At 58.0% G+C, this 21,929-nt stretch carries 26 protein-coding genes; 14 read left to right on the top strand and 12 right to left on the bottom strand.

The features are described 5' to 3' along the window. Positions 1 to 35: 35 nt before the first annotated feature. Both RVY89_RS00610 and ruvX read left to right on the top strand, forming a co-directional pair. Complete coding sequence (locus RVY89_RS00610; protein WP_028014368.1) at positions 36 to 596, top strand: YqgE/AlgH family protein; 561 nt, start codon at positions 36 to 38, stop codon at positions 594 to 596. Further along, positions 596 to 1,012, top strand: coding sequence for a Holliday junction resolvase RuvX (gene ruvX, locus RVY89_RS00605; RefSeq protein ID WP_021242076.1), 417 nt, complete (start codon positions 596 to 598; stop codon positions 1,010 to 1,012). The genes RVY89_RS00610 and ruvX overlap by 1 nt, the downstream gene beginning before the upstream one ends. Positions 1,013 to 1,022: 10 nt before the next feature. Here the strand turns inward: ruvX and RVY89_RS00600 are convergent, their stop codons facing one another. Continuing rightward, positions 1,023 to 2,003: a type IV pilus twitching motility protein PilT gene (locus RVY89_RS00600; RefSeq protein ID WP_484826600.1), complete on the bottom strand. Its 981-nt coding sequence runs from the start codon at positions 2,001 to 2,003 to the stop codon at positions 1,023 to 1,025. 17 nt (positions 2,004 to 2,020) lie between these two features. Here RVY89_RS00600 and RVY89_RS00595 point away from each other — a divergent pair, with 17 nt between their 5' ends. From RVY89_RS00595 to RVY89_RS00570, 6 genes are all read left to right on the top strand, one after another. Then, entirely contained in the window at positions 2,021 to 2,722 is a 702-nt protein-coding gene (locus tag RVY89_RS00595; RefSeq protein WP_484826599.1) for a YggS family pyridoxal phosphate-dependent enzyme, read from the top strand. Between the two features lie 21 nt (positions 2,723 to 2,743). Beyond that, a complete protein-coding gene (locus tag RVY89_RS00590; protein ID WP_484826598.1) occupies positions 2,744 to 3,310 on the top strand; it encodes a YggT family protein in 567 nt (188 codons plus the stop codon). Beyond that, positions 3,307 to 3,603: a DUF167 family protein YggU gene (gene yggU / locus RVY89_RS00585; protein WP_023309131.1), complete on the top strand. Its 297-nt coding sequence runs from the start codon at positions 3,307 to 3,309 to the stop codon at positions 3,601 to 3,603. The genes RVY89_RS00590 and yggU overlap by 4 nt, the downstream gene beginning before the upstream one ends. A 3-nt stretch (positions 3,604 to 3,606) precedes the next feature. Then, entirely contained in the window at positions 3,607 to 4,200 is a 594-nt protein-coding gene (locus RVY89_RS00580) for an XTP/dITP diphosphatase (RefSeq protein ID WP_032643339.1), read from the top strand. Further along, complete coding sequence (gene hemW / locus RVY89_RS00575; RefSeq protein ID WP_484826597.1) at positions 4,193 to 5,335, top strand: radical SAM family heme chaperone HemW; 1,143 nt, start codon at positions 4,193 to 4,195, stop codon at positions 5,333 to 5,335. The genes RVY89_RS00580 and hemW overlap by 8 nt, the downstream gene beginning before the upstream one ends. Positions 5,336 to 5,398: 63 nt before the next feature. Then, positions 5,399 to 5,761, top strand: a complete 363-nt coding sequence (locus RVY89_RS00570; protein WP_484826596.1) for an endonuclease domain-containing protein — start codon at positions 5,399 to 5,401, stop codon at positions 5,759 to 5,761. A 61-nt stretch (positions 5,762 to 5,822) separates the two neighbouring features. Here the strand turns inward: RVY89_RS00570 and RVY89_RS00565 are convergent, their stop codons facing one another. The 3 genes from RVY89_RS00565 to trmB are packed head-to-tail and all read right to left on the bottom strand — an operon-like array spanning position 5,823 to position 7,641. Beyond that, complete coding sequence (locus RVY89_RS00565) at positions 5,823 to 6,539, bottom strand: YggN family protein (RefSeq protein ID WP_484826595.1); 717 nt, start codon at positions 6,537 to 6,539, stop codon at positions 5,823 to 5,825. A gap of 56 nt (positions 6,540 to 6,595) precedes the next feature. Then, positions 6,596 to 6,922 (bottom strand): YggL family protein, encoded by a 327-nt coding sequence (locus RVY89_RS00560; protein ID WP_484826594.1) that lies wholly within the window; start codon positions 6,920 to 6,922, stop codon positions 6,596 to 6,598. Continuing rightward, entirely contained in the window at positions 6,922 to 7,641 is a 720-nt protein-coding gene (gene trmB, locus RVY89_RS00555; protein WP_484826593.1) for a tRNA (guanosine(46)-N7)-methyltransferase TrmB, read from the bottom strand. The genes RVY89_RS00560 and trmB overlap by 1 nt, the downstream gene beginning before the upstream one ends. 144 nt (positions 7,642 to 7,785) lie before the next feature. On the opposite strand from trmB, the gene mutY reads away from it, so the two are divergent. From mutY to RVY89_RS00535, 4 genes are all read left to right on the top strand, one after another. Then, a complete protein-coding gene (gene mutY / locus RVY89_RS00550; protein WP_484826592.1) occupies positions 7,786 to 8,838 on the top strand; it encodes an A/G-specific adenine glycosylase in 1,053 nt (350 codons plus the stop codon). Positions 8,839 to 8,864: 26 nt separating this feature from the next. Next, complete coding sequence (locus RVY89_RS00545) at positions 8,865 to 9,137, top strand: oxidative damage protection protein (protein ID WP_008499765.1); 273 nt, start codon at positions 8,865 to 8,867, stop codon at positions 9,135 to 9,137. Between the two features lie 56 nt (positions 9,138 to 9,193). After that, a complete protein-coding gene (gene mltC / locus RVY89_RS00540; RefSeq protein ID WP_032660036.1) occupies positions 9,194 to 10,270 on the top strand; it encodes a membrane-bound lytic murein transglycosylase MltC in 1,077 nt (358 codons plus the stop codon). A 280-nt stretch (positions 10,271 to 10,550) separates the two neighbouring features. Next, positions 10,551 to 11,807: a nucleoside permease gene (locus RVY89_RS00535; RefSeq protein WP_484826591.1), complete on the top strand. Its 1,257-nt coding sequence runs from the start codon at positions 10,551 to 10,553 to the stop codon at positions 11,805 to 11,807. Between the two features lie 86 nt (positions 11,808 to 11,893). On the opposite strand, the gene citG is transcribed toward RVY89_RS00535, so the two are convergent. The 8 genes from citG to RVY89_RS00495 are packed head-to-tail and all read right to left on the bottom strand — an operon-like array spanning position 11,894 to position 19,205. Beyond that, the gene (gene citG, locus RVY89_RS00530) at positions 11,894 to 12,697 is read right to left on the bottom strand and encodes a triphosphoribosyl-dephospho-CoA synthase CitG (protein ID WP_484826590.1); all 804 of its coding nucleotides are present in this window, start codon (positions 12,695 to 12,697) and stop codon (positions 11,894 to 11,896) included. Continuing rightward, complete coding sequence (citX, locus tag RVY89_RS00525) at positions 12,675 to 13,214, bottom strand: citrate lyase holo-[acyl-carrier protein] synthase (protein ID WP_484826589.1); 540 nt, start codon at positions 13,212 to 13,214, stop codon at positions 12,675 to 12,677. The genes citG and citX overlap by 23 nt, the downstream gene beginning before the upstream one ends. A 2-nt stretch (positions 13,215 to 13,216) precedes the next feature. Beyond that, on the bottom strand, positions 13,217 to 14,734 hold the full coding sequence (gene citF / locus RVY89_RS00520; protein ID WP_484826588.1) for a citrate lyase subunit alpha: 1,518 nt from the start codon (positions 14,732 to 14,734) through the stop codon (positions 13,217 to 13,219). Between the two features lie 10 nt (positions 14,735 to 14,744). Continuing rightward, positions 14,745 to 15,620: a citrate (pro-3S)-lyase subunit beta gene (gene citE, locus RVY89_RS00515; RefSeq protein ID WP_484826587.1), complete on the bottom strand. Its 876-nt coding sequence runs from the start codon at positions 15,618 to 15,620 to the stop codon at positions 14,745 to 14,747. Beyond that, positions 15,617 to 15,910, bottom strand: a complete 294-nt coding sequence (gene citD, locus RVY89_RS00510) for a citrate lyase acyl carrier protein (RefSeq protein ID WP_008499773.1) — start codon at positions 15,908 to 15,910, stop codon at positions 15,617 to 15,619. Before citD ends, citE begins: the two co-directional genes overlap by 4 nt. Positions 15,911 to 15,926: 16 nt before the next feature. Then, entirely contained in the window at positions 15,927 to 16,949 is a 1,023-nt protein-coding gene (gene citC, locus RVY89_RS00505; RefSeq protein WP_484826586.1) for a [citrate (pro-3S)-lyase] ligase, read from the bottom strand. A gap of 13 nt (positions 16,950 to 16,962) precedes the next feature. Beyond that, positions 16,963 to 17,826, bottom strand: a complete 864-nt coding sequence (locus RVY89_RS00500) for a fumarylacetoacetate hydrolase family protein (RefSeq protein WP_484826585.1) — start codon at positions 17,824 to 17,826, stop codon at positions 16,963 to 16,965. A gap of 17 nt (positions 17,827 to 17,843) precedes the next feature. Then, on the bottom strand, positions 17,844 to 19,205 hold the full coding sequence (locus RVY89_RS00495) for a 2-hydroxycarboxylate transporter family protein (RefSeq protein ID WP_021242090.1): 1,362 nt from the start codon (positions 19,203 to 19,205) through the stop codon (positions 17,844 to 17,846). 346 nt (positions 19,206 to 19,551) lie between these two features. On the opposite strand from RVY89_RS00495, the gene RVY89_RS00490 reads away from it, so the two are divergent. Continuing rightward, on the top strand, positions 19,552 to 21,177 hold the full coding sequence (locus RVY89_RS00490; protein ID WP_484826584.1) for an ATP-binding protein: 1,626 nt from the start codon (positions 19,552 to 19,554) through the stop codon (positions 21,175 to 21,177). Beyond that, entirely contained in the window at positions 21,167 to 21,859 is a 693-nt protein-coding gene (locus tag RVY89_RS00485) for a response regulator (protein WP_484826583.1), read from the top strand. Before RVY89_RS00490 ends, RVY89_RS00485 begins: the two co-directional genes overlap by 11 nt. Positions 21,860 to 21,929 lie beyond the last annotated feature (70 nt).

Genomic DNA, 21,929 nt, shown 5'->3' with positions numbered 1-21,929 from the left:
GTCGCTTTTTAAACCAGGAAACAGTACCTCTGACAATGAATTTACAGCATCACTTTCTTATTGCCATGCCTGCTCTCCAGGATCCGATTTTTCGCCGCGCCGTGGTTTATATTTGTGAATACAATGAAGACGGCGCGATGGGCATTATCATCAATAAACCACTGGAAAATCTTCAGGTTGAAGGGATTCTGGACAAGCTGAAAATATCGGCTGAAGCGCGACTGCCGGAAATCCGGCTGGATAAACCGGTGATGCTCGGTGGACCTCTTGCAGAAGATCGCGGATTTATTCTGCATACGCCGCCGGTATTCTCTTCCAGCATTCGCATCTCCGACAACACCGTTATCACGACCTCGCGTGACGTGCTCGAAACGCTGGGCACCGCAGAGCAGCCTTCTGAAGTGCTGGTGGCGCTGGGCTATTCGTCGTGGGAGAAAGGCCAGCTTGAGCAGGAGATCCTCGATAACGCCTGGCTCACCGCGCCTGCAGACATGAATATCCTGTTTAAAACGCCGATTGCCGATCGCTGGCGCGACGCGGCGAAACTGATTGGCATTGATATCCTGACCATGCCTGGCGTAGCGGGGCACGCCTGATGAGCGGAACGCTTCTGGCCTTCGATTTTGGTACCAAAAGCATCGGCGTCGCCGTGGGGCAGCGCATCACCGGTACCGCGCGTCCGCTAACGGCCCTGAAGGCCAACGACGGTACGCCGGACTGGAACCTCATTGAGCGCCTGCTCAAAGAGTGGCAGCCGGATGACGTGATTGTTGGGCTGCCGCTGAACATGGACGGTACCGAACAGCCGCTGACCGCACGGGCGCGTAAGTTCGCCAACAAAATCCATGGCCGCTTTGGCGTCTCCGTGAAGCTGCACGACGAGCGTCTGAGCACCGTCGAAGCGCGTGCGGGTCTGTTTGAGCACGGCGGCTTCCGGGCGCTGAACAAAGGCAGCGTGGACTCCGCTTCTGCCGTTATCATCCTCGAAAGCTATTTCGAGCAGGGCTTTTAATCACAGGGGCTTACAGCCGCCCCTGCGCCCGTCTCTCCGCCAGGCTCTGGTCAAAGTTCTGCATTCCCGCCTGCTGACCGGTCTGGATAATGCCGGGCAGTTGCCACGTTTTCCCTTCACGAATAAGATTCGCCGCCGCTGCGGTGTTCACCAGCAGTTCATACAGCGCGACGCGCCCGCCCTGCAGATCGGGAAGCAGCCTCTGCGCCAGCACCGCCCGCAGGCTGCCAGCCAGCTGGTTACGCACCGGATCTTTCTCCTGCGCCGGGAACGTATCGACCAGCCGTTCGATCGCCTGCGATGCCCCGCGCGTATGCAGCGTCGCCAGCACCAGATGTCCGGTTTCCGCCGCCGTCAGCGCCAGGCGGATCGTTTCGCTGTCGCGCAACTCCCCGAGGAGAATCACGTCAGGATCCTGGCGTAAGGCGCTGCGCAGCGCGTCGGCAAATGACGGGCTGTGCTGGCCTATCTCCCGCTGCTGGATCAGGCAACGCTCGCTCTGGTAGATAAACTCCACCGGATCTTCAAGCGTGAGGATATGGCCGTCAGTGTGGTGGTTGAGAAAATCGACCATCGCCGCCAGCGTCGTGGATTTACCGCTGCCGGTCGCCCCCGTCACCAGAATCAACCCGGCGTCATTGGACAGTAGTTCCGGGATGGCCCGCGGCGCGCCCAGTGAAGCGAGCTGCGGACAGGTACGCGGCAACAGCCGCAGCGTCACAGAGATACCGCGCATCTGCTTAAAGGCACTGCCGCGCAGCCGGTGGCCTCCCGCCACCGTCGCGGCAAAATCCACCTGCCCGCTGGCCCACCATATCCCCTGCTGCTCATCGTTGAGCCACGCTTTTAACAACGCCCCGACGTCAGGAGGAGGAAACGGTGCCGGTTCAAGGCGGCCCGTTCTGCGCCAGCGGGGTGGCGAATCACTGCGCAGGTGTAGATCGGAGACATTATGCTTTACACTAAGGGCCACAATTTCTTCCACATCCATAGACTACTCCTCGGAAAATGAACGACATTGCGCATAACCTGGCACAGGTCCGGGACAAAATCTCAGCCGCCGCAACACGTTGCGGCCGGGCTTCAGAAGAAATTACGCTGCTTGCAGTCAGCAAAACCAAGCCTGCGAGCGCCATCGCAGAAGCCATTGATGCAGGCCAGAGGGCGTTCGGTGAAAACTACGTGCAGGAAGGCGTGGACAAAATTCGCTACTTCCAGGAACAGGGGAAGACGGATCTGCAGTGGCACTTTATTGGCCCACTGCAGTCGAACAAAAGCCGTCTGGTGGCAGAACACTTCGACTGGTGTCATACCATTGACCGCCTGCGTATTGCGACGCGTCTGAACGACCAGCGTCCGGCAGATATGCCAGCGCTTAACGTACTGATTCAGGTCAACATCAGCGACGAAAACAGCAAGTCCGGCATTGCGCTGAGCGAGCTGGACGCGCTGGCCGCAGAGGTGGTCGAACTGCCGCGCTTAACCCTGCGCGGGCTGATGGCAATCCCGGCGCCTGAGTCAAGTTATGAAAGGCAGTTTGCCGTGGCACAGCAAATGGCTGTAGCATTTGAGGCGCTTAAAGCGCGCTATAACACGGTAGACACGCTTTCTCTGGGCATGTCGGATGATATGGAAGCCGCCATCGCGGCAGGCAGCACTATGGTGCGCATCGGCACGGCAATTTTCGGTGCGCGCGACTACTCAAAATAATAAGGAAACCTGAGGAACGCCATGAAGACGTTGACTTTCCTGCTCTCAACTGTGCTTGAGCTGTATACGATGGCGCTTTTGCTGCGCGTCTGGATGCAGTGGGCCCGCTGTGATTTTTACAATCCGTTCTCGCAGTTTGTCGTGAAAATTACGCAGCCTGTTGTTGGACCGCTGCGCCGTATTATCCCGGCCATGGGCCCCATCGACAGTTCGTCTCTGCTGGTGGCGTTTATTCTGAGCGTTATCAAAGCGATTGTGCTGTTTATGGTCATCACATTCCAGCCGATTATCTGGATTGCCGCGGTTCTGATTCTGATCAAAACCATCGGCCTGCTGATTTTCTCGGTGCTGCTGGTCATGGCCATCATGAGCTGGGTCAGCCAGGGACGTAGCCCGGTGGAGTATGCATTGATTCAGCTGGCCGAGCCGCTGCTGCGTCCGATCCGTAACCTGCTTCCCTCTATGGGCGGCATCGATTTTTCCCCGATGATCCTGGTTCTGCTGCTCTATGTGGTCAACATGGGGATCGCAGAGCTGTTACAGTCCACGGGCAATATGCTGCTGCCGGGGCTGTGGATGGCGCTATGAGTGCAGTAAGCACCTGCGCTGACGGGCTGGTTTTGCGGCTGTATATTCAGCCCAAAGCCAGCCGTGACGGTATTGTCGGGCTGCATGGCGACGAGTTAAAAGTCGCCATCACCGCCCCGCCGGTTGACGGCCAGGCGAACGCGCATCTGACCAAATATCTGGCTAAACAGTTTCGCGTCGCCAAAAGCCAGGTCATCATTGAAAAAGGTGAACTTGGGCGACATAAACAGGTAAAAATCCTTAATCCGCAATCTATCCCGACGGAAGTCGCGGCTCTGAAAGAACAGGACTAAACCATGCAGAAAGTTGTTCTCGCGACCGGCAACGCCGGTAAAGTGCGCGAGCTGGCCTCGCTATTAAATGATTTTGGTCTGGACGTGGTCGCCCAGACCGATCTTGGCGTGGAATCCGCCGAAGAGACGGGGCTGACGTTTATCGAAAACGCGATCCTGAAAGCGCGCCACGCCGCGCAGATTACTGGCCTGCCCGCGATTGCCGACGACTCAGGCCTGGCCGTGGATTTTCTCGGCGGTGCGCCGGGGATCTACTCCGCGCGCTACTCCGGCGTTGACGCCACCGACCAGCAGAATCTGGAAAAGCTGCTTGTCGCCCTAAAGGACGTACCGGACGAACAGCGCACCGCGCAGTTCCACTGCGTGCTGGTCTATCTGCGTCACGCGGAAGACCCTACGCCGATCGTCTGCCACGGCAGCTGGCCGGGTGTGATTACCCGTGAAGCGGCTGGCAACGGCGGCTTTGGCTACGACCCGATTTTCTTTGTCCCGACCGAGGGCAAAACCGCTGCGGAACTGACCCGCGAAGAGAAAAGCGCGATTTCCCACCGCGGACGCGCGCTGAAACTGTTACTGGAAGCACTGCGTAATGGCTAATTTGCCGCCTCTGAGTCTTTATATTCACATCCCGTGGTGCGTGCAGAAATGCCCGTACTGCGATTTCAACTCGCACGCGCTGAAGGGCGAAGTGCCGCACGATGACTACGTTGCGCATCTGTTGGCCGACCTGGACGCCGATGTACCTTACGCACAGGGACGTGAAGTTAAGACCATTTTCATTGGTGGCGGTACGCCGAGCCTGCTGTCAGGCCCGGCGATGCAGACGCTGCTGGACGGCGTGCGCGAGCGCCTGAACCTGGCAGCGGATGCTGAAATTACGATGGAGGCCAACCCCGGCACCGTTGAGGCCGACCGTTTTGTCGACTATCAGCGCGCGGGCGTAAACCGCATCTCCATCGGCGTGCAGAGCTTTAGCGAGCCGAAGCTGAAACGCCTGGGGCGTATTCACGGCCCGGAAGAGGCGAAGCGCGCGGCAAACCTGGCGACCGGGCTTAATCTTCGCAGCTTCAACCTCGATTTGATGCACGGCCTGCCGGATCAGTCGCTGGAAGAGGCGCTGGACGACCTGCGCCAGGCCATTGCGCTGAACCCGCCGCATCTGTCGTGGTATCAGCTCACCATCGAGCCCAACACCCTGTTTGGCTCGCGCCCGCCGGTGCTGCCGGACGACGACGCGCTGTGGGATATTTTCGAGCAGGGTCACAGGCTTTTAACCGCTGCGGGCTATCAGCAGTACGAAACGTCGGCGTATGCGAAGCCGGGCTACCAGTGTCAGCACAACCTGAACTACTGGCGCTTTGGCGACTATCTGGGGATTGGCTGCGGCGCGCACGGCAAGGTGACCTTCCCGGACGGACGCATTCTGCGCACCGCCAAAACCCGCCACCCGCGCGGGTATATGGAAGGCCGCTACCTGGAGCGTCAGCACGACGTAGAGGCAGCGGATAAACCGTTTGAGTTCTTTATGAACCGCTTCCGCCTGCTGGAAGCCGCGCCGCGCGCGGAGTTTGCGCTGTATACCGGGCTGACGGAATCGGTGATTCGCCCGCAAATCGACGAGGCGCTGGCCCAGGGGTATCTCACCGAAAGTGAGGAATACTGGCAGATCACCGAGCACGGCAAACTGTTCTTAAACTCCCTTCTTGAGCTGTTCCTCGCCGAAGGATCCTGAAGGCTGATTCAGGATTTTGCATCCCGTTCTGCCGGCTGAGGGAAAGGCTGGCAGAGTGTGGGGATGGAAATTACTCGTACATATGCAAAACAGCTCAGACGCGAACTGACAACGGAAGAAAGGCGGCTTTGGTATCTACTGCGCAGCCGCCGTTTCGAAAATTATAAATTTCGCCGACAGCATCCGGTAGGAAACTACATACTGGATTTCGCCTGCTGCGCTGAGCGGCTGGCTATAGAACTGGATGGCGGACAGCATGCTGAAAATCTGGAATATGATTGCCAAAGGACAACCTGGCTAAATCATAAAGGCTGGCATGTCATTCGATTCTGGAACAACGAACTCTGGAATAACGAAGAAGCGGTGTTAGAAAAAATATTTGAGACACTGCAAATGTTGCAACCCTCACCCCGGCCCTCTCCCTGAAAGGGAGAGGGAGCAAACCATCCCCTCGCCCCTTTGGGGAGAGGGATAGGGTGAGGGGAACTTACTTCAGCGTCCCCACCAGCGCCTTCCGGCTGTCTTCCAGCGACACCACGCGTTTACACACGTCTTTACCGAACTGCTGGAAATCATCTTCCTGGTTCTTCCACTCGTTCTGAATGGAGGTTTGCAGGCCGCCCAGACTGCCCAGCACGCCCTGCAGCGGGTTACCGCCGCCTTTCAGCACCGCTTTGGCGCCCATCTCGTTGATACTGTCCTGCAGGATGCCGCCCATCGCCTGGTTCACCAGCTGCTGCCCGTCGGCACGGACCTGATCAATCGCCTTGTAGTGGAACGTCAGGCCGTCGGTGCGCGTCTCGATAATGCGGTTCATTTGCTCTTTAAGCTGCTTATCGAGCTTCGTCAGGCGGGTGCGCATGTTGCTGCTCTCACCCACCTCTTTGGTGATGATCTTATCCAGCGCCACGCGGCTCTTTTCGACGCGCGTCAGGGCACCTTCATTAATCCACGGCAGCGCGGTACGCAAATCGGCCTGATAGTCTTTCGCCTGCTCGCGCTGTGCGGCAGAAAGGTTGTACTGCTTGCCGTTAAAGGTGACGTTCCCCTCTGGCGTAATCACCAGATTGCCGTTCTCGCCTTTAACCTGCACGGTTTGCGGGCTTAACACCACGTCATCACGCGGGGTGACGCTACATTGATAATCCGCATGGGCGGTGAATCCGGTTGCCATCAAAGCAACAGCCAGCAACGTTTTGCGCATCTTAAACACTCCCTCAGACAAAATGGGCCAGCTAATGCTGGCCCCTTACTGCTTTATTAGTCCCACCAAACGTCGAAAAGTTCGCTAACGCGGACATCTTCGAGCCTGTGGTCTTCAAGCCATTTACGTACCAGCGCCTGATGTTCTTCGGTGCATTTACCCACTTCCTGGGTGCAGATCAGACCTTCCCAGGCCAGGTAGCCGCTACCGTCGAAGGCCAGCTTGTTTGGCTCAATCACGTCATTGATGAACGCATCCACGTCCTGATCGATCTGTTCTACACTGGTGCCTTCCGGGAAACGCCACGCAACGGAGAAGCCCACTTCCTGGAATTCTTCGATGTGCATCTTTTTACGCAGACGACGGCTACGATTCTTTGCCATTATTTCACCCTCTCGAACATTAAGTCCCATACACCGTGACCAAGACGATGGCCACGCTGTTCAAATTTCGTTACCGGACGCGATTCCGGACGCGGTACATAGTCGTTGCTCGCAGACTGGTTTTTATACCCGTCCAGCGACGACATCACTTCCAGCATATGTTCCGCATACGGTTCCCAGTCGGTCGCCATATGGAAGACACCGCCCAGCTTCAGCTTGCTTTTTACCAACTCGGCAAACGGCGCCTGAACGATACGGCGTTTATTATGACGTGCTTTGTGCCACGGGTCAGGGAAAAAGAGCTGAACCATGGTTAAAGAATTGTCAGGAATCATTTTGTGCAGCACTTCCACCGCGTCGTGACACATCACACGCAGGTTCTCAACGCCCTCTTCATGGGCCGTTGCCAGGCATGCACCCACGCCCGGGGAGTGGACTTCGATACCGAGGAAGTTCTGCTCCGGGCGCGCTTGTGCCATGGTCACCAGCGAGGTGCCCATACCAAAACCGATCTCCAGCGTGACGGGTGCTTCGCGGCCGAACAGTTCAGTAAAGTCCAGAGGCTGCTCGCTGAACTCAACGCCCATCACCGGCCAGTAGTTGTCCAGCGCGTGTTGCTGACCTTTTGTCAGGCGGCCCTGACGACGGACAAAGCTGCGAATACGGCGCAGCGGGCGACCGTTTTCATCAAATTCCGGTGAAATGACGTCGTTTTTCATAAAAGAGTTGTCTGCTTGTGAGATTGTTCGGGAAACGGGCATTATCCAAAGTTAAGGCTTCTATGCAAGCATGGGAAAGATCCGGTTTACAGCAGATTGACGCTGTGCTGCAATCTGCGTCCCTGATTATGCGAATCGATGACCATGCAAGCCTCTCAATTTTCAGCCCAGGTGCTGGACTGGTACGACAAATACGGGCGTAAAACCCTGCCCTGGCAAATTGAAAAAACGCCTTACAAAGTATGGCTCTCCGAGGTGATGTTGCAACAAACGCAGGTCGCCACGGTGATCCCTTACTTCGAGCGTTTTATGGCGCGCTTCCCGACGGTGACCGATCTGGCCAACGCCCCGCTGGACGAGGTCCTGCACCTGTGGACCGGTCTTGGCTATTACGCCCGCGCGCGTAACCTTCACAAGGCCGCACAGCAGGTCGCGACGCGCCACAACGGGAAATTCCCGGAAACTTTCGATGAGGTGGCAGATCTCCCCGGCGTCGGACGTTCAACCGCAGGCGCCATTCTCTCCCTGTCTTTAGGCAAGCATTTCCCGATCCTCGACGGCAACGTAAAGCGCGTTCTGGCACGCTGCTATGCCGTCGAAGGCTGGCCGGGGAAGAAAGACGTTGAAAAACGTCTTTGGGAAATTAGTGAAGCGGTCACCCCGGCCAACGGCGTCGAGCGTTTCAACCAGGCGATGATGGATCTCGGCGCGATGGTCTGCACGCGCTCAAAGCCCAAATGCGAACTCTGCCCGGTGAATAATCTCTGCGTGGCGTATGCCAACCATTCATGGGCACAGTATCCGGGTAAGAAACCCAAACAGACGCTGCCGGAGCGCACCGGCTATATGCTGCTGATGCAGCACGGCGACGAGGTCTTCCTGGCCCAGCGTCCGCCGAGCGGTCTGTGGGGTGGTCTATACTGCTTCCCACAGTTTGAAGACGAAGACTTGCTGCGTGAATGGCTTAAACAGCGCGGGATTGCTGCCGATAACCTGACGCAGCTGACCGCGTTTCGCCATACCTTCAGCCACTTCCACCTGGATATCGTACCCATGTGGCTTCCCGTGTCGTCATTAGCCTCGTGCATGGATGAAGGCACCGCTCTCTGGTATAACTTAGCGCAACCGCCATCAGTCGGACTGGCGGCTCCCGTGGAGCGCCTGTTACAGCAATTACGTGCCGGTGCAATGGTTTAGCATCGACAAGAAAAAGAGGAATGAGTATGGCCAGAACGATTTTTTGTACTTTCCTGCAGCGTGACGCTGAAGGCCAGGATTTCCAGCTTTATCCGGGCGAGCTGGGTAAACGCATCTACAATGAAATCTCCAAAGAAGCCTGGGGACAGTGGCAGAAAAAGCAGACCATGCTGATCAACGAGAAGAAACTCAGCATGATGAACCCGGAACACCGCAAGCTGCTGGAGCAGGAGATGGTGAGCTTCCTGTTCGAAGGTAAAGACGTGCACATCGAAGGCTATACGCCACCGGAAAAATAACAGCGTGCGGGGGAAACCCCGCCGTTAAAGCAAACACAACACGCACTCCCGGAATGATGAAAAAACTATTAGCGCTAGCCCTTGTTGCGCCGTTGCTGGTCTCGTGTTCGTCAAAAAAAGGCGAAGATTACAACGAAGCCTGGATCAAGGACACCAACGGTTTTGACATTTTGATGGGGCAGTTTGCCCACAACATCGAGAACATATGGGGATTTAACGAAGTTCTTATTGCCGGACCCAAGGACTACGTTAAGTACACCGACGCCTATCAGACCCGTAGCCACATCAACTTTGATGAGGGGACGATCACGATCGAGACCATCGCAGGCACTGACCCTGCGGCACGACTCCGTCAGGCCATTATCAAAACCCTGCTGATGGGTGACGATCCGGGATCTATCGATCTCTACTCCGATGCCGACGATATCACCATCTCGAAAGAGCCGTTCCTGTACGGCCAGGTCGTCGATCAGACCGGTCAGCCGATCCGCTGGGAAGGTCGCGCCACGAAATTTGCCGACTACCTGCTGCAGACGCGCCTGAAGAGCCGCTCTAACGGCCTGAAGATTATCTACAGCGTCACCATCAACCTCGTCCCGAACCACCTCGACAAGCGTGCGCATAAGTACATTGGGATGGTGCGTCAGGCCTCGCGTAAGTATGGCGTGGATGAGTCGCTGATCCTGGCGATTATGCAGACCGAATCCTCATTTAACCCGTACGCGGTAAGCCGTTCCGACGCCCTGGGGCTGATGCAGGTGGTGCAGCACAGCGCGGGTAAAGACGTCTTCCGCGCGCAGGGGAAATCCGGCACGCCGAGCCGCAGCTATCTGTTCGACCCGCAGAGCAACATTGATACCGGCACGGCCTATCTGGCTATGCTGAACAATGTGTATCTGGGCGGCATCGATAACCCAACGTCGCGTCGCTATGCGGTGATCACCGCCTATAACGGCGGCGCGGGCAGCGTGCTGCGCGTCTTCTCGAATGACAAAGTTCAGGCCGCGAACATCATCAACAGCATGGCGCCGGGGGATGTCTACTCCACCCTGACCACCCGCCACCCGTCTGCGGAATCCCGCCGGTACCTGTATAAGGTGAATACGGCGCAGAAGAACTATCGTCGCCGGTGATCGGCACACCTCCTCCCACAGGGAGGAGGTGTTCTGTTTCCCCTCTCCCTGTGGGAGAGGGTCAGGGTGAGGGCATCAGGCCGCACCTAAACCACCTCACTCCACCCACCCATACGAAAATGTTATTTGCATCACAATCCAAACTGCAAATTAATGTGGATTGCATTTTTTTGCGGGAGGTAACAAAACATATCGTTGCCAACTGATAGAATTGCATCAAATAACAACCCTGAATGTTCCTATAACAACATATCTCCCGCTCACTTGTGAGGAAAGTAACATGAACCTTAAGCTGCAGCTTAAAATATTGTCGTTTCTGCAGTTCTGCCTGTGGGGTAGCTGGCTGACTACACTCGGCTCCTATATGTTTGTGACGCTCAAGTTCGATGGTGCGTCAATCGGTGCCGTATACAGCTCGCTCGGTATTGCGGCGGTCTTCATGCCAACGCTGCTGGGGATCGTGGCGGATAAATGGCTAAGCGCCAAATGGCTGTACATGCTGTGCCATCTGGTGGGTGCGGGGACGCTGTTTATGGCAGCCCAGGTGACCACGCCGGGGGCGATGTTCATGGTGATCCTGCTTAACTCGCTGGCCTATATGCCAACGCTTGGGCTGATCAACACCATCTCCTACTACCGCCTGAAGTCTGCGGATATGGATATCGTGACCGATTTCCCGCCAATCCGTATCTGGGGCACCATCGGCTTTATCATGGCGATGTGGGGCGTGAGCTTCGCGGGCTTCGAACTGAGCCATATGCAGCTCTATATCGGTGCTGCACTCTCCGTAGTGCTGGCGATCTTCACCCTGACGCTGCCGCATATTCCGGTCTCAAACCAGCAGAAAAACCAGAGCTGGAGCACCATGCTCGGCCTGGACGCCTTCGCGCTGTTCAAAAACAAACGCATGGCGATCTTCTTCATCTTCTCCATGCTGCTGGGCGCGGAGCTGCAGATCACCAACATGTTCGGCAACACCTTCCTGCACAGCTTCGATAACAACCCGCTGTTCTCCGGCAGCTTTATCGTTGAACATGCGTCGGTGATGATGTCCATCTCTCAGATCTCTGAGACGCTGTTCATCCTGACCATCCCGTTCTTCCTGAGCCGCTACGGCATCAAAAACGTCATGCTGATCAGTATCGCGGCGTGGATGTTGCGCTTCGGTCTGTTCGCCTACGGCGACCCAAGCCCGTTCGGTACCGTGCTGCTGGTGCTGTCGATGATCGTTTACGGCTGTGCCTTCGACTTCTTCAACATCTCCGGTTCGGTGTTTGTGGAAAAAGAAGTGAAGCCTGAAATCCGCGCCAGCGCGCAGGGTATGTTCCTGATGATGACTAACGGCTTCGGCTGTATTCTGGGCGGCGTGGTGAGCGGTAAAGTGGTCGAGATGTACACCACCAACGGCATCACCAACTGGCAGCCGGTGTGGCTGATCTTCGCGGCGTACTCGCTGGTGCTGTTCTTCGCGTTCATCGCGTTGTTCAAGTACAAGCACGTGCGTGAACCGCACGGTGCGCAGCCGATCGCGCATTAATATCTGCTGTTTTTGCCCGGTGGCGCTTCGCTTACCGGGCCTACAAAACCAAACCGTAGGCCGGGTAAGGCGAAGCCGCCACCCGGCTATTTTATTGCAGACAGCACCCACCCCACCGACAGCAAATCCGCACTGCCGCCCGGGCTCAGGTTCCGTTCAATTAACGCGTTATCCATCTTAAGCAACGCCTCGCGGTCCCAGCCAGTAGCCAGTAATTCCCGCGCATAGCCCTGAACGTAGCGCAGCCCTTCCATGCCGCCGCGTGAAACCAGATTGCTGTCCTGATTAACCGCCATCAGGCGCAACAGCAGGTCGTGAAGTGAATGTCCGTTCCACTGCGCCAGCGCCTTACGCACCGTCGCAAAGCCGCTCTCCGCCTCACCGCGCGCGCCGGTTAAGCCGTACAGCTGAAACTGCCGCTCGCCCGCCGTCGCCTGTCCGCTGCGTGCGTCCAGCTCCCGCAAAACCAGCCCGCGACAGATGTTACTCACCTCACAGCAAAGGCTGTCTACGGAGATATTTTTCACACGACCGGCGGCGAAGCACAGTAAACCCAGGGCAAAAATCCCGCCCTTGTGCGTGTTCACTCCGTTCGTCGCGGCGTACATCGCCTGCTCGCAGGCCATCCCCATCGGACGGAGTAGCCGTAGCTGTTCGCCAGCGGGTTTATCCGCATGCGCGCTGCCCAGCTCGGCAAAGCGCGAAAACCACGGCGTAATTGCCGCGATGCTGCGGACAAACAGCGCGTGGTCCATATCGCGATGGGAACCGTTATTGACCTTGTCCACCAGCCCCGGCTTGGGCGTCAGCTCCAGCTCCTGCCAGAGCGCCGCTTCGGCAAGCGCGGGCACTTCAACCGGGCGCGGTTTAGTCGCGAGCAAACCAGTCATCGATCGTATTCTCCACGCGGGAAACCACCTGCTCAACGGGGTGATTGCGCGAACGGGAGCAGGCGTGTGCGGGCGCGTCGCAGATCAGGCAGCGCCTAAGATTCGCTCCCAGCGACTGACGTCCGACGTGGCCGTGCTGAGGGCAAATCACGTCCAGATCCCACAGCCTGCCGAGCGGGTGCGTCTGCTCCAGATCCGCACAGTGCGCTTTGATTTCCACCGCCGGATGGGCCACACACCACAGGGCCTCTGGCCCGGTCGGGAGCCACAGCACCTGGCGGTCCAGCACCTGCCAGCGGTTCTCCCACAGCAGTTGGTCACACATCTGCAGCGCCACGCCCATGGTATTGCGGTAGCGCAGGCTGTCCTTGATTTCCCCTGGCGTGACCAGCGTGAGGGAAATCACCGGTTGTTGATAGTGCTCGAGCATGTCAGCCTGGCGCGCTGCGCGGCGCTCTTTCGCCGCCAGCAGTTCGTCCAGGCTGACACCCGCCCGCACGGGTGTCGCTGTTGTCATAACTACTCCTTCACCTGTCGTACAGTGTCGATCACGCTGCCGTCGCGGTAGCGAATGACCCCGACGATTTTGTCGGTAAATTCAATCGGTTTCGGTTCGCCCGTCAGGGAGATCGCCCGCTCATACAGCGCGTTGATACCCACAATCTTCAGCCCGGCTTCCAGCAGCCGCTCGCGGATCTCCGGGCGCGCCGGGTTAACCGCGATACCGTGGTCGGTGACCAGAACGTCGATACTTTCGCCCGGCGTGAGGCGCGTGGTAACCCGCTTAACGACCGTCGGAATGCGGCTGCGCAGCAGCGGCGCGACCACGATGGTCAGGTTTGCCGCAGCGGCCACGTCGCAGTGCCCGCCGGAGGCGCCGCGCATCACGCCGTCGGAGCCGGTGATGACGTTGACGTTGAACTCAACGTCGATTTCCAGGGCGCTGAGGATCACCACGTCGAGCTGGTCGCAGCTTGCCGCCTTGCTGCCGGGGTTGGCGTAAACGTTGGTTGAGATCTCCACGTGGTTCGGGTTGCGCGCCAGCGAAGCCGCCGCCTGGCCGTCAAAGCACTGGGTATCGAGCAGCTTTTCGATGAGCCCCTTCTCGTGCAGATCCACCAGGCTGCCGGTGATGCCGCCAAGCGCAAAGCGCGCCTTCACGCCGCTGCGCTCCATCTTCTCTTCCATAAAGCGGGTGCAGGCCGTGGCCGCCGCGCCGGAGCCGGTCTGCATCGAGAAGCCCGGTTTGAAGTAGCCGGAGTGTTCAATCACGTCCGCCGCATAGCGGGCGATCATCAGCTCGCGCGGGTTGCTGGTGACGCGCGCCGCGCCAACGCTGATTTTCGCCGGATCGCCCACGCTTTCAACCTGCACGATGTAGTCCACCTGGTCCTGCACCAGGCTGGCGGGCATATTGGGAAACGGCACCAGCTCTTCGGTCAACAGCACCACCTTGCGGGCAAAGTGGGCATCCACCATCGCGTAGCCCAGGGAACCGCAGCACGATTTGCCGTGCGTCCCGTTGGCGTTGCCAAACTCATCGCTGCACGGCACGCCGAGAAACGCCACGTCGATATTCAGCTCGCCGTCCTGAAGCAGCTTCACGCGACCGCCGTGGGAGTGAATTTGCACCGGCTCGTCCATCAGCCCGTGGGAGATGGCGTCCGCCAGCCTGCCGCGCATGCCGGAGGTATAAATCCGGGTGATGACGCCGCTTTCAATATGCTCGATCAGCGCATCGTTGCAGGTCATCAGCGAGCTGGAGGCCAGCGTCAGGTTTTTGAAGCCCATTCGCGCCAGCAGCGCCACGACGGTGTTGATTACCCGGTCGCCTTCGCGAAACGCATGGTGGAAGGAGATGGTCATCCCGTCCTGCAGGCCGCAGCGCTTAACCGCCTCTTCAACAGAGGCGCAGAGCTTGCGGCTGTGCTTCGCGTCGCTGTCCGCCAGCCACGGCGTAGCGCTGTGGGCGGTATCAAACGGTTTTAAGTCCCGCAGATGGGGAAAATTCACGTGAAGAAGTTCTGTCTGATTCATTATTTTATCCTTACCGACGCACGCCGGAGGCCGCCGCGCGCTCCAGCACCACCTGCGCGTGGTTAATAATCGGTGCATCCACCATTTTGCCGTTGAGCGACACCACGCCCAGGCCGTTACGCTCGCCCTCTTCTGCAGCCTCAATCACCCTTTTGGCGTGCTCTACCTCTTCCTGAGTCGGAGCGTAGGCGTTGTGCAGCAGGTCAATCTGGCGCGGGTTAATCAGCGATTTGCCGTTAAAGCCCATCTTGCGAATCAGATCGACCTCGCGCAGGAACCCGGCCTCGTCGTTAACGTCTGACCACACCACGTCGAAAGCGTCGATGCCTGCCGCACGGGCGGCGTGCAGCACGGCGCAGCGGGCGTAAAACAGCTCGGTGCCGTCGCCGCGCTCGGTCTGCATGTCCATCACGTAGTCAAACGCCGCGAGGGCGATGCCGATGAGGCGCGGAGAGCTGCGGGCAATCGCCACGGCGTTGATGACGCCAACGGCCGACTCAATCGCCGCCATCACGCGGGTGGAGCCGACCTCGCGGCCGCACTCCTGCTCGATGCGCTCGAGGTGGCCTTCCAGCTCGTAGATATCGTCCGGCGTGTCGGTTTTCGGCAGGCGGATCACGTCCACGCCTGCCCGCACGGCGGCCTCCAGATCCAGCAGGCCAAACGGCGTGCTGAGCGGGTTAATGCGCACCACGGTTTCGATATCCTGATACATCGGATGCTGCAGCGCGTGGAACACCAGCATGCGCGCGGTGTCTTTTTCACGCAGCGCCACCGCGTCTTCAAGGTCGAACATGATGGAGTCGGGGCGGTAGATAAAGGCGGTGGAGAGCATGGCGGCGTTGGCGCCCGGCAGGAACAGCATACTGCGGCGGAGTTTGCTCATTTCAGCGCCCCCCAGTTGATGGCCTGTTCATCGGCGGCACGCATCAGCGCGCTTTGCAGGCGGGCGCGGATCACACAGTCCAGCGCCCCTTTGTCTTCAATAATGATTAATCCCTGGTGCACGTTCATGGCGCGCAATGTGTCGTTGACCACCTGGCGAATTTGCTCGCCAAACTGCTTAATCACTTCACTGTGGATGACTATTTCCAGCTCGCCGTGAGCGGGAGCGATTTTCACCATCAGGTCGCTGGACTCCTGCGTTCCGGCCAGCGCCTCCCTTACAATTTTCATGATAAATTCCTGGTAGTTAAGCGACTTCCGCACTCGCACGGTAATGCGTTTCGAGATGCGCGAAGGTGGAGTCCGGGACAATCTCCCGGATCCGGGAAAACTGCTGTGTCTTCAGTAATCGGCGCACTTCGGACGCTGAAATAGCGTTGCCGGTGGCCTTAATGCGCGGCATTTCCACCACCTCGATATGCGAGGCCAGCAGGTCGTGCAGCGTCTGGTTGTACTGGCGGGTGATATCGCAGAACGGCTCCGAGCCGATGAAGCGGTGCGTGATGCCGAGCGCCGGGGCGATGAAGTCCCGGAAGATCAGCACGTCGATCTCGCTCCACGCCTGCTGCACTTTGCCGCTCTCCTTCAGGAAGTAGGCCGGAAACGTGGCGCGAGAGATGATGTACTGCGAGCCCTCATGCACCACCACGTTCGGCAGATGCGCCACGCCCGCGCGCACCATCTCGAGGCGCGCGCTGAACGGGAAGAACGAGGCGTCTTCACGCACCACGAACAGGTGCAGGGCGTCGCACCGCTGCGCCGCCTGCTCCACCAGATGGCGGTGGCCGAGGGTGAACGGATTGGCGTTCATCACGATGGCGCCAATTTTCTCTCCGCACTTACGGTTCGCGCGCAGAGAACGGCAGTAGCGCTCGATCCCCTGCGGGGTGTTCTCCATCAGCACGGCGTTGTTCCCGCTCTGGGCAATCGGCCAGAAGCCGCTGCGGGCAAAGCGCTCCCGATTGCACGGACGGGTGCAGAGGAAGAGGTGAAAATGGCCGCGCTCCAGCGCCGCATTTTCCACCTCTGCCAGCAGCCGCGCGCTGAGGTTCTCACCGCGAAGCTGCTCGTTCACCGCCACACACTTGATGACGTTGGCGGCAAGCCCTGCGCAACCCACCAGCTGCGGGCCGGACCAGGCTTCGACGAACAGCGTGATGTCGTTGTCCAGGCCAAGGCCGCTGTCCGCCAGCAGATAACGAATCTGACTTAAGCGTTCCGGATGCTTCGCCACCAGCGTGTGGCGAAAATCGATGGGTTGCGAGTGCATGCTGCCGCCTTACTTAATGTGCTGCCGCAAGCCCGACGGCTGGCGCTTCCACGATCACGTTGCTCAGATGACCGATATGCTCGATCTCCACCTCAATGCGATCCCCCTCTTTCATAAACAGCGGCGGATTGCGCTTTTTACCCACGCCGCCCGGTGAGCCGGTGATGATCACGTCGCCCGGGCTGAGGCGGGTGAAGGTGCTGATGTACTCGATCAGCTCCGCCACCTTGTGGATCATGCTGCTGGTGTTGTCTTCCTGCACCATGCGACCGTTCAGCCAGGTGCGGATTGCCAGCTGGTGCGGATCGGGGATCTCATCCGCCGTCGCCATCCACGGGCCAAACGCGCCGGTTTTGCGCCAGTTTTTACCGGCGGTAAACCAGGTGTGCTGCCAGTCGCGGGCGGAGCCGTCCATGTAGCAGCTGTAGCCCGCCACGTGGCAAAGGGCGTCGTCGCGGCTGATGTTCTCCCCGCCTTTACCGATGATCACCGCCAGCTCGCCTTCGTAGTCGAATTCGCTGGAGTGGCGCGGCTTCAGCACCGGCTCGTTGTGGCCGGTCTGTGAATCCGGGAAGCGGACAAACAGCGTCGGGGCCGGGTTGTGCTGGTCAAACTCCTTGCGCTTGTCGGCGTAGTTCATGCCCACGCAGAGGATTTTTTCCGGCTGCTCAATCACCGGTAAGAAGGTAATGGCGCTCATCGGCACGTCCACGGCATCGTTCAGGTAGCGGGTGGCCTGCACCAGCCCGTTACCCTGCAGCAGCGCTTTAAGGTCGCTGTAGCGGTCGCCAAGACGGCGGCCTAAATCAATCACGCCGTCGGCCTGGACGATGCCGTAGCTGCGTTTTCCCTGGTATAAAAAGCTTGCGAGTTTCATTGTTCTTTCCTGAAAACTTAAACGAGGAAGTTGCCCAGAATCAGCAGTGAGATAGAGACGTTAATCGCCCCGCCGATACGGGTAGCAATCTGGGCGAACGGCATCAGGCTCATGCGGTTGCCTGCGGTCAGGATCGCCACGTCGCCGGTCCCGCCCTGGCCGCTCTGGCAGCAGGAAACGATGGCGACATCAATCGGGTGCATACCAATCTTTTTGCCGACGAAGAACCCGGTCGCCACCAGCGCGGAGACGGTGCTGATAATCACCAGCAGGTTGGTCAGCGTGAAGGCGGCCACCAGTTCATGCCATGGCGTGATGGCCACACCAACGGCAAAGAGAATCGGGTAGGTCACAGAGGTCTGGAAGAACTTGTACACCACCTGAGAGCCTTCCAGCAGGCGCGGAGAGGCGCCGTTGCAGAGCTTCACCAGCACCGCCATAAACAGCATGCCGACCGGAGCTGGCAGGCCAATCAGCTTGTGGCCGAGCATGCCCAGCATGTAGAGCAGTACCGCCAGCAGCGCGCCGGAGGCAATAGTGGTCACGTCCGCTTTGCCGGAGAACGCAGGCTGGGAGACGGTGGCATCGGCATTTGCGCGGTTAGGCATCAGCTGGCCTTCACCGGTCAGATGCGGGTAGCGTTTACCAAGCTGGTTGAGGCAGCCGGAGATAATGATCGCCGTCAGGCCGCCGAGCATGACCATCGGCAGTACGCGACCGAGCGCCACGCCCTGGTCCATATGCAGCAGGGTGGCATAGCCGATGGAAAGCGGGATCGCTCCTTCCCCGACGCCGCCCGCCATAATCGGCAGAATGATAAAGAAGAAGATCTGGAACGGCTCAAGGCCCAGCGCCAGGCCGACGCCCATCCCGACCAGCATGCCGACGATTTCGCCGCACAGCATCGGGAAGAAGATGCGCAGGAAGCCCTGAATCAGCACCGTGCGGTTCATGCTCATGATGCTGCCAACAATAATGCAGCAGATGTAGAGGTAGAGAATGTTGGTGGATTTGTAGAACTTGGTGGTGGACTCGACCACCACGTCCGGCAGCAGGCCGTAATAGACCAGTGCGGAAGGGATAAAGGTGGCGCAAATCGCCGCCGCGCCGAGCTTGCCGACAATCGGCAGGCGTTTGCCAAACTCGCCGCAGGCAAAGCCGAAGAAGGCCAGCGTCGCCACCATCACCACGATATCGCTCGGCAGTTTTCCGCCCAGGCAATCAATCGCGATCAGCGCGCCCGCCAGAACGAACAGCGGCAGAGGAATAATCCCGATTTTCCAGGTATCCATAATATGCCACCAGCGCTCTTTGAGCGAAGGTCGCTGAATTTCAATCGGGTCGTGGGTAACAGAGAAAGAATCGTCAGTTGTGCTCATAATAAGCCCCTTGGTTATTTTGTGCGTTCAGCTTAGAGTCACAAAGGCTTACTTTATGTGAGGGATGGCATATTAAAAGCGAAGTTTTAATGGCAGCTATGGTTTTAATGGTTTCTTTTATTTAATGTGATTTATGCCTTATTTATTGCCGTGGTTTTTATGGTTTCTTTTCTGAATTGAACAAACAAATAACATTTATTCATGCCGCCCAAAGCACGTTAGCCTTTTCGATAACGCTTTTACATCGCCCGCTGTGCAAGGGATCACAAGTTTTCGGGCAAAGCGGGCGCCCGCGCAAAAAAAGATGATATATTGGCGATCTTTGTCGCTACCTTGCGTGATAGTTATGAAAGTCTCTTTCCAGATCAAGCTGTTTATTTCGCTGGTTGCCTTTTTCTCAGTGCTTTTTACGTTACTGGGCGGATATTATTATGCCGATGTCGGGAAACAGCTTTATCAGGAAATGAGCACGCGCGCTAAAATACAGGCTGAAGAGATTGCGCTTATTCCGACATTGCGTAATGAAGTTGAACAAAAAAATATCTACGCCATCCATGATTTTATGCAGAAGATTTCTGCGCACAGTGACGCCAGCTTTATTGTGATTGGCGATAATAAGGGCCAGCATCTTTTTCACTCCGTCTTTGCCGACAGAGTGGGCACCACGCTGATAGGCGGTGACAACGAAGCCGTATTGCAGGGTAAAAGCACCACCACCATCCGCAAAGGCGGGTTGGGTATTTCGCTGCGCAGTAAAGCCCCCATTTTCAACGCTGCCGGACAGGTGGTCGGCATTGTTTCGGTCGGCTATCTCACCAGCTACCTGGACACCATTACCGTCAGTAAGGTAGTCAATATCCTGATTGCCGCCGCGCTGCTGTTGATTGCGCTCTTTATCTTCTCCTGGTTCTTTACCCGCAGTATTAAGAAGCAGATCTTCTCCCTTGAGCCGCGCGAGATTGGCCTGCTGGTGCGCCAGCAAAAGGCACTGATGGAGTCTATTTATGAAGGCGTGATTGCCATTGACGATAAACGGCGGATTGAGGTGATCAACCAGGCCGCGCGTAAGCTGCTTGGGCTGAGCCAGCCGGCCCGTGAGCTGCGCGGGCAGCTGATAAGCCAGGTGATCGATCCGGTCCCGTTCTTCGACACGCAGACGATGCTGGCGAAAGATACCCATGACGAGATTTGCCGTTTTAACGATCTCACGGTGATCGCCAGCCGGGTGCACATCATGCTTGAGGGGTCGCTGCAGGGCTGGGTGATCACCTTCCGCGATCGCAACGAGATCGACTCGCTGAGCGCCCAGCTCAGCCAGGTCAAACGCTATGTCGATAACCTCCGCATTATGCGCCATGAGCAGTTAAACCGGATGACCACCCTCTCCGGCCTGCTGCATATGGGCCGGTATGAGGAGGCGATTGGCTATATTCAGGCGCAGTCTGAACACGCCCAGGAGCTGCTGGACTTTATCTCTTCACGCTTCAGCTCCCCGACCCTGTGCGGCCTGCTGCTGGGGAAAGCCGCCCGCGCGCGGGAGAAAGGCGTCGAGCTATGCTTCGACCCGTCCTGTCGGCTGGACAGATCGTTCCTTCCCCTCGGGGAGCAAGAGCTGATTTCGATTATTGGCAACCTGCTGGATAACGCCATCGAAGCGACACAGCGATCGCCGCTTCCCCACGCGCCGGTAGAAGTGCTGATAAAACTCAGCGACCAGGAGCTGATTATTGAAGTCGCCGACCAGGGCGTGGGCATCAAGCCGGAGATCCGTGACCGGATCTTTGAACGCGGCATTACCACCAAAACACGCGGCGATCATGGGATTGGTCTGTATCTGATCGAAAGCTATGTCACACAGGCTGGCGGCGCGATAGAAGTTGCCGATAATATGCCGCGCGGCGCCATTTTCTCCTTGTTTATCCCGGCCACGGGAACCGCCCGGCAACTGGAAGACACCGACTATGCAACATGAACTTATCGACGTACTGATTGTTGAAGACGAGAACGAGCTGGCGCAACTGCACGCGGAGCTGATAAGCAAACATCCGCGTCTGAGGCTGGTGGGCATTGCCTCGTCGCTGGCTGCGGCCCAGACAGAGCTTGCAACCAAACAGCCGCAGCTGATGCTGCTGGATAACTATCTGCCGGACGGCAAAGGGATCTCGCTGATCAATAACCCCATGCTGGCCCGCGCCAACTGCTCGGTGATTTTTATTACTGCCGCCAGCGATATGGACACCTGCAGCCAGGCGATCCGCAACGGCGCTTTCGACTACATCCTTAAACCCGTCTCCTGGAAGCGGCTCAGCCAGTCGCTGGAGCGATTTGTGCAGTTTGCCGAACAGCAGCGGGTCTGGAAGATTGTCGACCAGCAGAACGTCGATTCGCTGTATCAGCTCCAGGCGAAAAACTACCGCCAGGACAACGGCAGTAAAGGCATTGAGGAAAACACGCTGGCGCGGGTGCAGTCGCTGTTTAACGACAAAGCAACGCACTGCTTTACCGTGGATGAGGTGGTGAGCGAGACGGGGTTGAGCAAAACCACCACCCGTCGCTATCTGGAACACTGCGTGGAGGCGGGTTTTCTGACGGTGGAGATGCTGTACGGCAAGATTGGGCATCCGAGGAGGATGTACAAGCGTAGTGCGGTTTGATGAAACCCTCCCCCTCACCCCGGCCCTCTCCCCAAAGGGGCGAGGGTGAAAAGACGGCCCCGTGCAATCC

The sequence above is a fragment of the Enterobacter sp. 3U4 genome (assembly GCF_057224565.1).
Note: the sequence above shows the minus strand (reverse complement) of the source record. Positions and strands in the feature narration are given on the sequence as shown.